Source organism: Cryobacterium sp. M15, assembly GCF_002929675.1.
GTDB classification, from domain to species: domain Bacteria; phylum Actinomycetota; class Actinomycetes; order Actinomycetales; family Microbacteriaceae; genus Cryobacterium; species Cryobacterium lyxosi.
Map to the genome: position 1 here is coordinate 149,028 of NZ_PJJW01000035.1, position 14,736 is coordinate 163,763.

Sequence of the window (14,736 nt, forward strand, 5' to 3'; positions counted from 1 at the left end):
GCTACGGCCATCGCCTCTTCTAATCTCACCGCGTCGAAAAACCGGACTGCACGACCCCGCGGTGCGGACCCGTCGAAAGCCACGGGTCGATGGCGCCGACGAGTACGGAGATCGCTACGAGGGGGTGCCCGGAGTGATTTGGCGCGGAGCGGAGGGGATGATCCCGAGCGGTGTCACGAAGGTGTCGCGCTCGTTCTGGTCGACGGCGTAGCACTGCCAGCCGAACCCGCCGGGACCGGTTAGGTCGAAGCGAGCGTCGAAGTCGACCGCAAAGGGATAATACTGGGCGACTGCGGTCGCACAGGCGTTGGCGGCAGTGTCGGAGGCGACCCGCATGGTGGTGAGTATGCCCGGCACGATCAGGGCGATCAACCCGAGCACGACGACGATCCTCAAAATGGACGCGAAATGCTTGCCGCGCAGCGGGCGGTAATTATCGTTCGGCTCGTAGCCGGAAAGCTCGGGGTGATCATCAGTCATAAGTACTGTCATTCTTCCAGACCCTCGTGTGAAGTGACTGATTAACCCAAGCCGGCCGGCGGCATCCGCTCTGCCCGACGAGGGTGAGCGGATGCTGCCGGCCGGCAACATGGATGGTCAGTGCGTGGAAGCCTCAGTGACGATCTCGGTGCGGTCGCCGGACCACAGGGTGTGGAAGGTGCCGGGCATGTCGACTCGGTGATAGGTGTGCGCTCCGAAGAAGTCGCGCTGTCCCTGCACCAAAGCGGCGGGCAGCCGCTCACTTGCAAGCGAGTCGAAGTAGCTCAGGCTGGCACCGAAGCCGGGAACCGGGATGCCCGAGAGCGCCGCGGTCGAGACGACGCGGCGCCAGGCTGCCTCGCCGGCGGCGACGGCCTCGGCGAAGTACGGGTCGACAAGCAGGCTCGAGATCGACGGGTCGTTATCGTAGGCGGTCACGATGCGGTTGAGGAACTGGGCGCGAATGATGCAACCGCCACGCCAGATGGTAGCGATGGCGCCCTTGTCGATGTTCCAGTTGTACTTGGTCGCCCCAGCGATGATCGCGTCGAAACCCTGCGCGTAAGCGACGATCTTCGACGCGTAGAGCGCCTGGCGCACGTCTTCCTGGAAGGTGTGGCCGACGACGGCGATCTCGGGTCGGGCGGTGATGCTGGCACGCACCGGTCCGCGCTGCTCGGGATGGCTTGAGACGGCGCGGGCGAAAACCGCCTCGGCGATGCCGCCGACCGGAACGCCGAGGTCGAGGGAATTCTGCACGGTCCAGACCCCGGTTCCTTTGGAGCCGGCCTCGTCGAGCACGACGTCGATGAACGGCTGGCCGGTTTTGGCGTCGACCTGGCGCAGAATCTCCGCGGTGATTTCGATCAGGTAGCTGTTGAGCTCCCCGTCGTTCCAGTCCGTGAAGATACCGGCGATGGCTTCGGGGGAGTGCCCGCCGACCTTGCGCAGCAGGTCGTAGGCTTCGGCGATGAGCTGCATGTCGGCGTATTCGATGCCGTTGTGGATCATCTTGACGAAGTGGCCGGCACCGTCGGTGCCGATGTGGGTGACGCACGGCACGCCGTCGACGACGGCGGCGATGGATTCAAGAATGGGTCCGAGGGTCTTGTACGCCTCGACCGAGCCGCCGGGCATGATGCTCGGGCCGTTGAGGGCGCCCTCTTCGCCACCGGAGATACCGGCGCCGACGAAGTTTATGCTTTTGGCGCTTTGCTCTTTTTCGCGACGGATGGTGTCGGTGAAGTCGGCGTTGCCGCCGTCGACGATGATGTCGCCGGGTTCGAACAGCTCAGAGAGCTGAGAGATGACGGCGTCGGTTCCACGTCCGGCCTGCACCATGATGATGGCGGTGCGCGGCTTGGTCAGCGAGGCGACGAAATCGGCGATGTTCTCGGAGGCGACAAAATTCGCCTCGGGGTGTTCTGTCGTGAGTAAACGGGTGCGCTCGGGGGAGCGGTTGTAGACCGCGACCGTGTTTCCTTCGCGGCCGGCGAGGTTGCGGGCCAGGTTGGAACCCATCACCGCCAGACCGACGACACCGATATTTGCCTGTGCTTGCCGTGACTCTGACACGTTTTCTCCTTCGGGGCTGCGTTGAACAGACCGTCTTCGAGTTTAGCGCATGGGCCTGAATGGTCCCACAAGGGGGGATACGCACGATTTCGAAGAAACAGATATAAATGTTAGCTTGAACGTTGTAATCAGATTTAATGCGCGCTCGTCGCGCCGTGATCCGATGTAATGAAGCAGCGGCCGTCGGAGGAACACCATGCCTGATCACTTGCACATTCCCATCGTCGTAATGGGTGTTCAGGGGTGTGGTAAGTCCACTGTCGGCCTCGCCCTGGCGCAGGCCCGCGGCGTGCGTTTTCTCGACGGTGACGACCTACACAGCGTGGCCGCGCGCACCAAGATGGCGTCCGGGCATCCGCTCACCGATGAAGATCGCCTGCCGTGGCTCACCCGCATCGCCGAGACGATAGCGAACGCCGTTGCCCAGGGTGAACCCGTTGTCGTCGCCTGCTCCGCCCTCAAGCGCAGCTACCGCGATCTTCTGCGTGTCTTCGTGCCGACGCTCGTCTTCGCCGAGCTGTACGGCAGCCGTGAGCTCATCGCTGAGCGTCTCACCCACCGCAACCACGAATACATGCCACCCGGACTGCTCGACTCGCAATTTGCGACGCTCGAACCTCTCGCGGCCGACGAAGCGGGACTCCGCGTCGATCTCATCCACACCCCCGACGAACTCGTCGGCTTGATACACAAAGGGATAGCTCACTGATGACCGATCTTGAAATGAACTGGGTGCTCGGCACCCCCGCTTTGCTCGGCGTTGCCGCCGGCGCGATCGCGGTGCTCCTCGTGCTCATCATGAAGTTCAAGGTGCACGCGTTCCTGTCGCTGATCATCGTGAGTCTGCTGACCGCGGTCGCCACCGGAATTCCAACCGCCCGTCTCATGCCCACCCTGCTTGAAGGCTTCGGCGGCACCCTGGCCGGGGTCGCCCTGCTCGTCGGCCTGGGTGCCATGCTTGGCCGAATGCTGGAAACCAGCGGTGGAGCGCAGGTACTGACGGATGCCCTGATCACCAGGTTTGGAGAACGGCGCGCGCCGATCGCCCTCGCCGTTGCGTCGCTCATGCTCGGTTTTCCGATCTTCTTCGACGCCGGCCTGGTCGTCATGCTGCCGATCATCTTCGCCGTCGCCCGTCGCCTCGGCGGATCGTTCCTCGGCTATGCGTTTCCGTCGGCCGTGGCGTTCTCGGTGATGCACATCTTCGTGCCACCGCACCCGGGGCCCGTCGCGGCGACCGGCCTGCTCGGTGCTGACGTGGGACTCGTTTTGATCTTCGGTCTTCTGGTCGCTCTGCCCACCTGGTACGTCGTCGGCCACCTGTTCGGTGGGTACGTCGGTCGCCAGTACGACATTCCGGTGCCGGCCATACTGCGCGGCAGCACCGGTGACTTCACCGAGTTCGCCTCCGCGCCTCGCGTCGGCATCATCATGACGCTGCTCCTGCTGCCGATCGGACTGATCTTTCTCAACACCGGTCTGAACATGGCGGCAACCGCCGGGCTCGTCTCCCTCGACGATGCCTGGGTGCAGGTCCTGCGTGCCATCGGCGAGACTCCGGTTGCCCTGCTCATCACAGTGGTGCTTGCCATGGCCCTGTTGGGCTGGAAAAAGCGCAAGTCGGCCACGCTCGTAGAATCCGTTGTGGACAGCGCGCTCGGCCCGGTCTCAGCCGTCATCCTCATCACCGGCGCCGGCGGAATGTTCGGCGGCGTGCTCCGCGCCAGCGGCATCGGCACCGCCTTGGCCGAATCGCTTGACGCAATCGGTCTGCCCGTCATCGTGGCCGGTTTTGTGATCGCCGCACTTGTGCGCATCGCGCAGGGGTCTGCCACGGTGGCCCTGACCACCACAGCGGCGCTTCTGCAGCCGGTCGTGATGGGCAACCCCGCGTTCAACCCGGTCGAACTCGCCGCCATCGTGCTGGCCCTCGCCGCCGGGTCGGTTTTCGCTGGGCACGTCAACGATTCCGGCTTCTGGCTGGTCAGCCGCTTCTTCGGTATGGACACTAAAACCACGCTCAAGACCTGGACGGTCGGTCAAGCCCTCGTCGGAATCGTTGGCTTCACGATCGCCGCGGCCATCTACCTCCTGGCCAGCCTGCTGTAACCTGTTCGGTTCGCGCGGTGCCCGCCTAGAAGAAAATGCGGGCAGTGTGCACCCAGGACTCTTCCACTTCGGCGATGGTGCGCCGCATGATCAGTTCCATCGACTCGCGGGCACGCACGGGGTGGCCGCCCTGAATGGCGTCTGCCACGTCGACATGCCACTGCAGCGCGGTTTCGTGCGGGTGGGCAGGCATGAGGCCGAGACCGGTGCGCCCTGAGAGTACGGCGGCGATGACCTCGTCGAGCTTGGCGAACATTTCGTTTCCTGATCCGTGCAGCACGAGGCGGTGAAAATGGATGTCCAGAGCCAGAAATCGTTCGAGGTCACCGGAACGTCCCACCGTGCGCATCTGCGCCGCCACGGTCATGAGCTCGCCCGACATCGCCTGCGGGCAGTGCTGGGCGGCCAACTCGGCGGCCATCGGCTCGACGGATGCCCGCAACTCGGTGAGCGAGCGCAACTGCGCGCCCCGGCCCGCTCCGGCCAAACGCCAGCGGATGAGTACCGGGTCGAACGCGTTCCATCCTGACTGCGGACGCACCCGAATTCCGACGCGCTTGACCGACTCGACCAGGCCCATCGCAGCGAGCACGCGTATCGCCTCGCGCACGACCGATCGACTGACTCCCTGAGCGCGCTCGATCTGCTCTGAGAGCATGACCGTTCCGGCTGGCGTGTGGCCGTCGACGATATGGGTGCCCACCGCGTCGATCACGCGGTTGTGCAGGCTCGATGACATTCTCCGACCCTAACGTCTGCCGAGTCGCAGCCGCAGCCGCAGTGCGCGACACGCCCGGGGTGCAGCACCGGCCCGAACGGTGTAAGCTTGAAGACGAACTTCGGCGAGGGACTCTGCCGGGCCAGACAATTGGACCGGCGGCATCCGTGATCGACGCGGCGGACGAGGCCTTGGGCTTTTCCTCACGCTGACATGCGTTCGAGTTGAATCAGTACCCCTCTTTCTCGGGCTTCCACCCGCGAACCACAACCTGGGCTCACGCCCCGCAAGGAGAAATACCATGGCTAGAGAAGTTACCGCTGTCGTCGCTGAACCGCGCGAAAGCTTTGGCAAGGGCGCGGCCCGTAAGCTGCGCGTGCTCGGCAAGATTCCTGCCGTCATCTACGGCCACGGCACCGAGCCGGTGCACGTGTCGCTGCCCGCCCACCGCATCGCCCTGTTGCTGCGTCGCGCCAACATGCTCCTGGAGCTCGACATTGCCGGCGCCAAGCAGCTCGTGCTGGTCAAGGACGTGCAGAAGGACCCGGTGAAGGCCATCATCGAGCACATCGACCTCGTCGTCGTGCGCAAGGGCGAAAAGGTCCAGGTTGAAGTTCAGGTGCACATGTCGGGCGAGTCCTTCGCCGGCACGGTCGCCGACTTCGATACCAAGACCCTGTTGCTCGAGGTCGAAGCAACCGACATCCCCGAGAACGTCACCGTGTCGATCGAAGGCCTCGAAGACGGCGCCCAGGTTCACGCCAAGGACGTTCCGCTGCCCTCCGGCGCCACGCTGATCTCCGACGAAGAGGCCCTCGTCGTCTACATCCACACCCCGCGCGGCGAAGATGAAGAAGACGCCGAGACCGAGGTCATCACCGCCGGAACGCCGGCCGCCACGCCTGCCGCGTAGTAGTAGCACTCATCAACTGGTTCCGTCTGGGTTTTCACCCCGGCACACGGAGGACTCCCCTGGATACGAACCAGTGGCTCGTAGTCGGGCTCGGCAACCCCGGGCCCGACTACGCCGGCAACCGGCACAACGTCGGTCAGATGGTGACGGCGCAGCTCGCCGACCGCCTCTCGTCAAACTTCAAGCGTCACAAAACGGCCGCCCTCGTGGCCGAAGGGCGCCTCGCGCCCGGTGAACCCAAACTGGTGCTGGCCAAGCCCACCACGTTCATGAACGTCTCCGGCAGCCCGGTCGCCGCGCTGCTGCGTTTCTACTCGCTGCCCGTCTCCCGTCTCATCGTCGTGCACGATGACCTCGACCTGCCCTTTGACACGCTCAAGATCAAGGTCGGCGGCGGTCACGGTGGCCACAACGGGCTGCGCGACATTATCGCTGCCACCGGAACCAACGACTTCATTCGCATTCGCATGGGCATCGGGCGCCCACCGGGTCGTCAGAATCCGGCGGACTTCGTGCTGCATGACTTCGCTGCCGCCGAGCGCACCGTTCTGCCCAATCTGATAGCGGATGCCGCCGATGCGATCGAGCTGATTGCCTCCGACGGTGTCGTGGCGGCCCAGCAGAAGTTCCACTCGCCTTCCTAAGACCAGTTCGGCGCTGTCGGTGCCAGTGCGTAGACTCATTCAGTGATCCTTCAGGGCTTAATCGCAGCGCTTGCACGCGCCTCCACGTTCGATAACGCCCTCGCCTACGCCAGCCGGGACGCTGATTTCTCGCTGACCGAGGGCCTGCGCGCCGCGCTGCTCGCCGCCTTGCTCGATCTCCGCCGTGATGATGCCCAGGCACTGTTCGTCATCACGCCGACCGGCCGCGAGTCGGAGGCGATCCGCGAAAACCTCGGCTGCTTCGCCACCAGCGCCGAAATCATCGACTTTCCGGCTTGGGAAACCCTGCCGCACGAACGCCTGAGCCCGAGCGCCGAGATCGTCGGCAAGCGTCTCTACGCCCTGCGCCGCATGCGCGAATGGCAGGAAGTAGACCCGGCCACGCGGCGTCCGCTCATCGTCGTCGCGTCGGTACGGGCCGCATTGCAGCCGGTCGCCGACAACCTCACCGACTACGAACCGATCGAGCTCACCGTTGGCGCGCGCGGCCACGACCTCGCCGCGATCGTGCTGCAGCTGGTCAACCTCGCTTACGCCCGCGTCGACATGGTCACCCGGCGCGGCGAGTTCGCCGTGCGCGGTGGCATCCTCGACGTCTTTCCGCCAGTCGCATCACACCCGTACCGAGTCGAGTTCTTCGGCGACGAGGTCGAGCAAATTCGCCTGTTCAGCGTCGCCGACCAGCGATCCCTGGCCGAGGTCGTGGACACGGTCAGTCTGCCGCCCAGCCGGGAACTGCTGCTCAGCCCCGCCGTGCGGCAACGCGCCCGCGAGATGCAGCATGAATTCCCAAGCCTGGCCGGTCTGCTCGCCAAGATCGCCGAGGGTATTCCGGTCGAGGGCATGGAAAGCCTCGCGCCAGCGCTGGTCGACCGGCTGGTGCCCGTCACCCACTACCTGCCGACCAACGCGGCCGTTGCCGTCATCTCACCGGAACGGGTCGCGAGCCGAGCGATCAGCCTCGCCGAGACCAACCGTGAGTTTCTCGGCGCGGCCTGGAGCGCCGCGACGGCTGGCGCCGACGCCCCGATCGACCTGGAATCGGGCGACTTTCTCACCCTCGGGCGCCTGCGCGACAGCGTGACGTACTCAGCGCCGGGCGCACCGGCCTCCGGTCACAACTGGTGGACCCTGAGCACGTTCCAGGCCGCCCCGACCGATGCGCCGGTTTTACCCGAACACCTCGAGATGGACGAGCTGCTCACCATTCGCATCGAAGCAGACGCCGTTCCCACCTTCGCCGGCAGCGTCGACGGAGCTGTGGGTCACGTCGCCTCCCGACTGCACGACGGTTGGGTCGTCGGCATTGTGGCCCAGGGCGCCGGCCTGGTCGAACGGGCCGCCCAGGTGCTCGCCGAACGCGAGTTGCCGGCTCGGGTAGTAGAGGTATGGCCGCTGGAACCGCAACCAGGCATCGCGTACCTGCTGAAGGCATCCGTCGATCACGGGTTTGAGCTGCCGCAGAGCAAACTCGCGCTGATCAGCGAGTCGGAGTTCTACGGGCGCACCGTCGGGTACTCCGAGCGGCAGATCAAGAAGCTCGCCAGCCGCCGCAAGAACGTCGTCGACCCGCTGCAGCTCGTGGCCGGCGATCACGTGGTGCACCAGACGCACGGCATCGGCCGTTTTCTCGAATTGACGCAGCGTGAGGTGTCCAGCGGCGGCCGCAATCCGGTCAAGACCACCCGCGAATACCTCGTGCTGGAATACGCTCCATCGAAGCGTGGGCACGCCGGCGACCGGTTGTACGTGCCGACCGACCAGCTCGACCTCGTCACCCGCTATGTCGGCGGCGAGGCACCGGCCCTGAGCAAGATGGGCGGCAGCGACTGGTCGAGCGCCAAGACCAAGGCGCGCAGAGCGGTACGCGACATTGCTGTTGAGCTCGTCAAACTGTATTCGGCCCGTATGGCCAGCAAGGGGCACGCCTTCGGGCCGGACACCCCCTGGCAGCGTGAACTCGAAGAGGCGTTTCCCTTCGTGGAGACCCCCGACCAGCTCACCACCATCGACGAGGTCAAGGCCGACATGGAGCGGCCCATCCCGATGGACCGGCTGCTCAGCGGTGACGTGGGTTTCGGCAAGACCGAGGTAGCCATTCGTGCCGCTTTCAAGGCCGTGCAGGACGGCAAGCAGGTCGCCATGCTCGTACCGACCACCCTGTTGGTCAGCCAGCACATGGAGACGTTCAAGGAACGCTTCGCCGGATTCCCGATTCACCTGCGCGCCCTGTCTCGATTCCAAACCGACAAAGAGTCGCGTGAGACGATCACGGGCATGCTCGACGGCACCGTCGACGTCGTCATCGGCACCCATCGACTATTGTCACCGTCGATCATCTTCAAAGACCTCGGCCTCGTCATCATCGACGAGGAGCAGCGTTTCGGCGTCGAGCACAAAGATGCCCTGAAGAAGCTCAAGACCAACGTCGACATCCTCGCGATGAGCGCGACACCCATCCCGCGGTCCCTCGAGATGGCGGTCACCGGCATCCGTGAAATGTCGACCCTGGCCACGCCGCCCGAAGACCGACACCCGATCCTGACCTTTGTCGGGCCGTACTCGCAGCGGCAGGTGGCCGCAGCCATCCGTCGAGAACTGCTGCGCGAAGGCCAGATCTTTTTCGTGCACAACCGGGTCACGAGCATCAACCGCATCGCCACCCAGCTCGCCGAACTGGTGCCAGAGGCGCGCATTGCGATCGCGCACGGGCAGTTGCCAGAGGCGCAGCTGGAACAGGTGGTCGGTGATTTCTGGGAGCGCAAGTTCGACATTCTGGTCTGCACCACGATCATCGAGACCGGCCTCGACATCAATAACGCCAACACCATCATCATCGACCGGGCCGACAAATTCGGCCTGAGTCAGCTGCACCAGCTGCGCGGCCGGGTCGGGCGTGGGCGCGAACGGGCCTACGCCTACTTTCTCTATGACGAGAACAAGCCGCTGTCGGAGACCGCCCACGACCGGCTCTCCACCATCGCCGCCAACAACGAACTCGGCGCCGGCATGCAGGTGGCCCTCAAGGACCTCGAGATTCGCGGCGCCGGCAACCTGCTCGGCGGCGAGCAGGCCGGGCATATCGCCGGTGTGGGCTTCGACCTGTACCTGCGCATGATCGGTGAGGCCGTGAGCACCTTCCGCGGCGACGTCGCCGAGGGACAGACCGAGTTGCGCCTCGAGCTGCCGGTCGACGCGCACATTCCGCACGACTTCGTCGACAGCGAACGGTTGCGTCTCGAGGCCTACCAGAAGCTCTCCAGCGCCAGCTCACCGACAGCGACCGATGACCAGATCGACCTCGTGCTCGACGAGCTCACCGACCGCTACGGCGAACCGCCCGTGCCGGTGCAGAACCTCGTGGCTGTGTCGCGGCTGCGCTGGCAGGCCCAGCACGCGAACCTCAGCGAGGTCGTAGCTATGGGCTCAAACCTGCGAGTGGCGCCGGCCGACCTGGCAGATTCGATTCAGGTGCGCCTGCAGCGGATGTATCCCGGCTCGCGGTACGTGTCCGCGACCGGTGCGCTCAGCGTACCGATGCCGCGCCCGAACGGTGAACCGCTCGATGACAATGCCTTGATCGAATGGACCAAGACGCTGCTGGCGGCGATCTTCCCGCCGGCCGTGCCGAGCGTGCTCCCGGCCGGCTAGCAGTCGGGCAGCACCGCGGCATTAAAGAATGCAGCACCGTCGCTGGGCAACGACGGTGCTGCGCCTAGCGGGCATGCATGTGGATGCTCCGCTTAGCCTTTCGACGCCTGTTCCGGCTGGTAGACATCCGGGATGCCGTCGTTGTCGCTGTCGATGGCCTCCTTCTCGGCGATGCGCCCATAGTGGCGGTTGCGCAAGCGCAGGATCACCGTGGCCAGGAGTGCGGCGAGGAGCGAACCGACCAGAATGGCTACCTTGGCGTGGTCGTCGTGCGGGCTTCCCTGACCGAAGGCGAGTTCGCTGATCAGCAGCGACACGGTGAAACCGACGCCGGCCAGCACGGCGACGCCGATGACGTCGATCCAGGCCAGATCGGGGTCGAGCGCCGCCTTCGTGGTCTTGGTCACGATGAAGGTCGCGAGCAACACGCCGATCGGCTTGCCAACGACGAGAGCGACAACGATGCCGACCGCAACCGGGTCGGTGAGCGCCCGGTACAGGCCATCGGCGCCGCCGATGGTGACGCCGGCGGAGAAGAAGGCGAACACCGGTATCGCGATTCCGCTGGACAGCGGACGGATTCTATGTTCGAGTGTTTCGGCCAGGCCGGGGCCTGCATCAGGCCCGCCGCCGCGCTTGCTGCGCAGCACCGGCACGGCAAAGCCGAGAAGTACACCGGCTACGGTCGCGTGCACGCCAGAACCGTGCACGAGCGCCCAGACAATGAAGCCGAGAGGCAGCAGTATCAGCCACGCGGCCCAGGCTCTGGTGCCGAAGAAGTAGGAGAATTTGTGGGTCAACATCCAGAACAACGCGATCAGGATCAGGGCCAGCACGAGTGGCAGAACGGCGATGTCGTCCGTGTAAAAGAAGGCGATGATCGTGATGGCGAGCAAATCGTCGACCACGGCGAGAGTCAGCAGAAAGATGCGCAGCGCCGGCGGAAGCTTTGACCCAATAACGGCGAGAACGGCAACGGCAAACGCAATGTCGGTCGCGGTGGGAATTGCCCAGCCGCGCAGCGTATCGGCGCCTGACTCGAGGTTGATCAGTACGTAGATGAGGGCCGGGACGATCACGCCACCGACGGCGGCGGCTACGGGAACGATGGCACGGCTCACACTGCGCAGATCGCCCGCGACGAATTCACGCTTCAGTTCGAGGCCAGCGAGAAAGAAGAAGATCGCCAGCAGGCCGTCGGCCGCCCACGCGCCGAGGCTCAGTTCCAGGTGCCACGGCTCGTAACCGATTTTGTAGTCGCGCAATGCGTAGTACGCGTCTGAGAGGCCAGAGTTAGCCATGATCAGGGCGGCCACGGTCGCAGCCAGCAAAATGGCACCGCCGACGGTTTCTTTGCGCAGAATACTGGAGATGCGCACGACTTCGCCATGGCTGCCGCGGCGCAGGATGGTGGCGGTGGGCGGGGTCGATTTGGGCGTGGGCTGGCGGAATGGTTTGGTCATAATAAGTCCTCTGGTATTTCCGGCGCGCTTGTACATTGCCGACCAGACTTCCCGGCTCACCGTCATTCAGAATACACGAGGCAGCTGACCGCCCCCAAGGGGCCGTTTACGATGGAACCGATCGAGGAGTGCACAACCATGACAGATCCGTTGTTTTCATCAGCCCGAGCCGGATCCGCGCTGCCGGAATCGAACCCGCCAGCGCCGCGGGCGGCAGATGCCGTCGCGGATCCGGCATCCGCTGTTCCGGCATCCTCAACGCAACCGGCTGCAACAGCCCTCGAGACCCTCATCGCGACCGTTGCGCGGCTGCGCGCGCCCGGCGGATGCCCGTGGGACGCCGACCAGACGCACGCCTCGCTCGTGCGCCACCTGGTCGAGGAGACTCACGAACTGATCGAGGCGATCGAAGACGGCAGCCGGGACGACCTGCTCGAAGAGCTGGGTGATGTGCTCTACCAGGTGCTGTTCCACGCCGACCTGGCTGCCCATGCCCCGGAGGAGAACTTCGATATTCAGGATGTCGCTGCCCGCCTGACCGAGAAAATGATCGGGCGGCACCCGCACGTGTTTGGTGACCTCACCCTCGAAACGGCCGAGGAGGTGTCGGCTGCCTGGGACGGTTTCAAGGCCGAGGAGAAGCCGGGGCGCACGAGTGTGCTTGACGGCATTCCGGCCGGCATGCCGGCGCTCGCCCTGGCCGACAAGGTGCTCGGCCGGGCCGAGAAGATCGGCCTGCTCGAAGCGGATGCCGGTTTCCCGCTTCCGATCGAGTCCGAGGCTGATCTCGGACCGCTGCTCTTGGCCATCGTCGCATCTGCCCGGGCCCAGGGCCTCGACGCCGAACGAGCGCTGCGAACCGCGGTGCGCGACCTGCAGTCTGAGATTCGCGGCGCCGAGCATCCGGCCTTTGATGCCGGCGATGCCTTTGACGCCGGCATTATCGCACTGCCGACCTAGCCCCCCGCTGGCTAGGCGATGCGACTGCCTGCCGGGAGGTGCGTCGCGGGGGTTCGGGTGCGGCGCCAAGCCCAGGCCAGGGCGCCCGCGCCAAGCAATACGTGAATGAAGAGGCCGATGAACCAGCTGGGCACCGCGCCGTCGTAGGTGTCCTGCGGCGTTGGACCAATGCCGGATTGCTGGTCGGCGTACCCGTTGGCGGCCTCGTCGCATCCGTTGTACTCGGTATACAGCTCTGGCGCGGCCTGCGCGCTCCGCACGCCGACGGCGATCTGGCCGAACAGGTCGGTGGGGCGGCCGCCCGCGTCGAAGCTGCCGGGCGAGGCGTCCGCCACCACCACGTACGGGTTCGCCGCGAGGATCCACCAGAAATAGTCGAAGCGCGGCACGGTATAGGTCGAGGTCTGGGCGGTGGAGCAGACGATGTCCGACTGCTTGCCGGTCTGCTCGTCGTAGGTCGACTGCACGACCTGGTAGTTCACGCTCGTCGCCTCCTGCTGCGTGGCGGTGCCGAGCAGGGCGAACGCGATAAGCGTGCCGAGGCTGAGGGCCGCGACCAGGAGGTAGGTCAGCACGATCGAAAACAGTGGCCGGTTCAGGACGCCCGACAACCCCACACCGGCCGCCGCGATCACGCCCAACTCGGCGGCGAGCACCAGCATCGACACACTGATCGTGCCGAGTGAAACTTCGCCGAGAACGACCGCGAAGATGAGAAACGGCAGCGCCGCCGCCAGAAAGGCGAGCGCGGTGATCCAGGCGGCCAGAAACTTACCGAGAACGAGCTGCCCGGTGCTGATGAGCGTGACCTGCGTCGTGGCGAGGGTACCGATATCCCGGTCGCCGTTGATGGCGTTGCCCGATAGCGCTGGCGACACCAATGTTGCCAGCAGCAGCACAAAGAAAATGATGGTCGAGAACACCCCGCCGCCGCCCGATAGCCAAGCCGAGGTAGCCAGCCAGAGCAGAAACGTGACGATTCCCACGAGCAGCATGAAGACACCCAGCAGCACATACCAGGAGACGCCGCGCACCCGCTGGCGCAGTTCCAGCGTGACGATCAACCAGAGTCCGGTCAGGAACAGGCGGTTGCGGTCGCTCATGGCGTGACCTCCGGGTTGACGACGATAGAACTATGTCGCGCCGGTCTGTCCCGCGTGAGGTCGAGAAAAGTGTGTTCGAGGTTGCCGACGGCCGGCCCGAAATCGCACACCGGCACCCCGCTCAGCACCAAGTTGTGCAGTAGGGCGGCTGCGGAAGCTTCATTTTTCACCTGCACGAGGGTGCCGAGCTGGTCCACACCGAGAACCTGCACGAGGGCGCCGACCACGCCGGGCGTAGCCAGCGCACGTTCCAACGCTGACTCATCGAGGGAGCGGATGCGCCAGGCTCTGGCGCTCGCTCCCGCAGCGGCGACCTGTTCCGGGCTGGCCGTGCGCCCGTCGGCGAGGTACACCGCGGCATCCGCCATCTCGTCGAGCTCGGCGAGAACGTGGCTGGACACGAGAATCGCGGCGCCCTCGCCGGCCAGGCGGCGCAGCAGCTGGCGCAGCGAAGCACGGGCTGCCGGGTCGAGGCCGGAGGCCGGCTCGTCGAGCAGCAGGACTCCGGGGGAGTGCACGAGCGCCCGGGCCAGACTCAGGCGTTGTTTCTGGCCGCGCGACAGCACCCGCGATGGCCGGTCGGCGAAGTCACCGAGATCGGTCAGCGCGATCAGCGCGTTGGCGCGCACGGCGGCTTGTTCGCCGCTCATGCGGTACATGCGGCCGGTGGTCTGCAGGGCAGCACGGGCGCTCAGGCTCGGCCAGGAGCCGAGGGTGTCGGGCATCCAGCCCATGACGGCGCGCACCCGTTCCGGTTCGGTGACCGGATCGTGACCGTTGATGCGAATGCTGCCCGTGTCGGGGGTGAGCAGCGTGGCGAGCATGAGCAGCAGTGTTGTTTTGCCCGAGCCGTTCGGCCCGATCAGGGCGGTGACCGACCCGGCCGGAACGGTCAATGTGGCATCGAGCAGTGCGAGCACGCTGCCAAACGATCGACTGACCCCGGTCACCGCGATGCCGCTCGGCACGATCCCGCCATGCCCGCCAGACCCGCCAGGCCCGCCAGACCCGAAAACTGTCGTCACCGACATCGACACACCCCCGCTTGTTTCCCCCGAGTCTAGGGTGCACTCCCGTTCGGGGGTGGACGGTGAATCGC

The 14,736-nt window shown here is 65.4% G+C and carries 12 protein-coding genes; 6 read left to right on the top strand and 6 right to left on the bottom strand.

Features of this window, described 5'->3' with window-relative positions; genetic code table 11:
• Window positions 1–114: 114 nt before the first annotated feature.
• On the bottom strand, window positions 115–480 hold the full coding sequence (locus tag CXY83_RS07260) for a hypothetical protein (protein WP_104196702.1): 366 nt from the start codon (window positions 478–480) through the stop codon (window positions 115–117).
• A 117-nt stretch (window positions 481–597) separates the two neighbouring features.
• Window positions 598–2,055 carry an NADP-dependent phosphogluconate dehydrogenase gene (gndA, locus tag CXY83_RS07265; RefSeq protein WP_104196703.1) on the bottom strand — a complete coding sequence of 486 codons (1,458 nt, stop codon included), beginning with the start codon at window positions 2,053–2,055 and terminating at the stop codon, window positions 598–600.
• A gap of 196 nt (window positions 2,056–2,251) precedes the next feature.
• Between gndA and CXY83_RS07270 the strand changes: the two genes are divergently transcribed.
• Both CXY83_RS07270 and CXY83_RS07275 read left to right on the top strand, forming a co-directional pair.
• Window positions 2,252–2,764: a gluconokinase gene (locus CXY83_RS07270; protein ID WP_233200666.1), complete on the top strand. Its 513-nt coding sequence runs from the start codon at window positions 2,252–2,254 to the stop codon at window positions 2,762–2,764.
• Window positions 2,764–4,164, top strand: a complete 1,401-nt coding sequence (locus tag CXY83_RS07275) for a GntP family permease (RefSeq protein WP_174722176.1) — start codon at window positions 2,764–2,766, stop codon at window positions 4,162–4,164. The genes CXY83_RS07270 and CXY83_RS07275 overlap by 1 nt, the downstream gene beginning before the upstream one ends.
• A gap of 25 nt (window positions 4,165–4,189) precedes the next feature.
• Here the strand turns inward: CXY83_RS07275 and CXY83_RS07280 are convergent, their stop codons facing one another.
• A complete protein-coding gene (locus CXY83_RS07280; protein WP_104196705.1) occupies window positions 4,190–4,903 on the bottom strand; it encodes a FadR/GntR family transcriptional regulator in 714 nt (237 codons plus the stop codon).
• Window positions 4,904–5,183: 280 nt separating this feature from the next.
• Between CXY83_RS07280 and CXY83_RS07285 the strand changes: the two genes are divergently transcribed.
• The 3 genes from CXY83_RS07285 to mfd are packed head-to-tail and all read left to right on the top strand — an operon-like array spanning window position 5,184 to window position 10,111.
• A complete protein-coding gene (locus CXY83_RS07285) occupies window positions 5,184–5,795 on the top strand; it encodes a 50S ribosomal protein L25/general stress protein Ctc (protein WP_104196706.1) in 612 nt (203 codons plus the stop codon).
• A 59-nt stretch (window positions 5,796–5,854) separates the two neighbouring features.
• Entirely contained in the window at window positions 5,855–6,439 is a 585-nt protein-coding gene (gene pth / locus CXY83_RS07290) for an aminoacyl-tRNA hydrolase (protein ID WP_104196707.1), read from the top strand.
• 42 nt (window positions 6,440–6,481) lie between these two features.
• Window positions 6,482–10,111, top strand: a complete 3,630-nt coding sequence (gene mfd / locus CXY83_RS07295) for a transcription-repair coupling factor (protein WP_104196708.1) — start codon at window positions 6,482–6,484, stop codon at window positions 10,109–10,111.
• A 92-nt stretch (window positions 10,112–10,203) separates the two neighbouring features.
• On the opposite strand, the gene nhaA is transcribed toward mfd, so the two are convergent.
• Complete coding sequence (nhaA, locus tag CXY83_RS07300) at window positions 10,204–11,574, bottom strand: Na+/H+ antiporter NhaA (protein ID WP_104196709.1); 1,371 nt, start codon at window positions 11,572–11,574, stop codon at window positions 10,204–10,206.
• A gap of 138 nt (window positions 11,575–11,712) precedes the next feature.
• On the opposite strand from nhaA, the gene CXY83_RS07305 reads away from it, so the two are divergent.
• The gene (locus tag CXY83_RS07305) at window positions 11,713–12,534 is read left to right on the top strand and encodes a MazG family protein (protein ID WP_104196755.1); all 822 of its coding nucleotides are present in this window, start codon (window positions 11,713–11,715) and stop codon (window positions 12,532–12,534) included.
• 11 nt (window positions 12,535–12,545) lie between these two features.
• On the opposite strand, the gene CXY83_RS07310 is transcribed toward CXY83_RS07305, so the two are convergent.
• Together CXY83_RS07310 and CXY83_RS07315 are read right to left on the bottom strand one after the other, a co-directional pair.
• Window positions 12,546–13,637, bottom strand: coding sequence for an ABC transporter permease (locus CXY83_RS07310; RefSeq protein ID WP_199184914.1), 1,092 nt, complete (start codon window positions 13,635–13,637; stop codon window positions 12,546–12,548).
• Window positions 13,634–14,668, bottom strand: coding sequence for an ABC transporter ATP-binding protein (locus CXY83_RS07315; protein WP_233200668.1), 1,035 nt, complete (start codon window positions 14,666–14,668; stop codon window positions 13,634–13,636). Before CXY83_RS07315 ends, CXY83_RS07310 begins: the two co-directional genes overlap by 4 nt.
• Between the last annotated feature and the right edge of the window lie 68 nt (window positions 14,669–14,736).

Coding starts and splice junctions, on each gene's coding strand:
- CXY83_RS07285 (WP_104196706.1), top strand. CDS start 5,184: ATGGCTAGAGAAGTTACCGCTGTCGTCGCTGAACCGCGCGAAAGCTTT.
- CXY83_RS07315 (WP_233200668.1), bottom strand. CDS start 14,668: ATGTCGGTGACGACAGTTTTCGGGTCTGGCGGGCCTGGCGGGTCTGGC.
- nhaA (WP_104196709.1), bottom strand. CDS start 11,574: ATGACCAAACCATTCCGCCAGCCCACGCCCAAATCGACCCCGCCCACC.
- CXY83_RS07305 (WP_104196755.1), top strand. CDS start 11,713: ATGACAGATCCGTTGTTTTCATCAGCCCGAGCCGGATCCGCGCTGCCG.
- CXY83_RS07280 (WP_104196705.1), bottom strand. CDS start 4,903: ATGTCATCGAGCCTGCACAACCGCGTGATCGACGCGGTGGGCACCCAT.
- CXY83_RS07270 (WP_233200666.1), top strand. CDS start 2,252: ATGCCTGATCACTTGCACATTCCCATCGTCGTAATGGGTGTTCAGGGG.
- CXY83_RS07275 (WP_174722176.1), top strand. CDS start 2,764: ATGACCGATCTTGAAATGAACTGGGTGCTCGGCACCCCCGCTTTGCTC.
- CXY83_RS07260 (WP_104196702.1), bottom strand. CDS start 480: ATGACTGATGATCACCCCGAGCTTTCCGGCTACGAGCCGAACGATAAT.
- CXY83_RS07310 (WP_199184914.1), bottom strand. CDS start 13,637: ATGAGCGACCGCAACCGCCTGTTCCTGACCGGACTCTGGTTGATCGTC.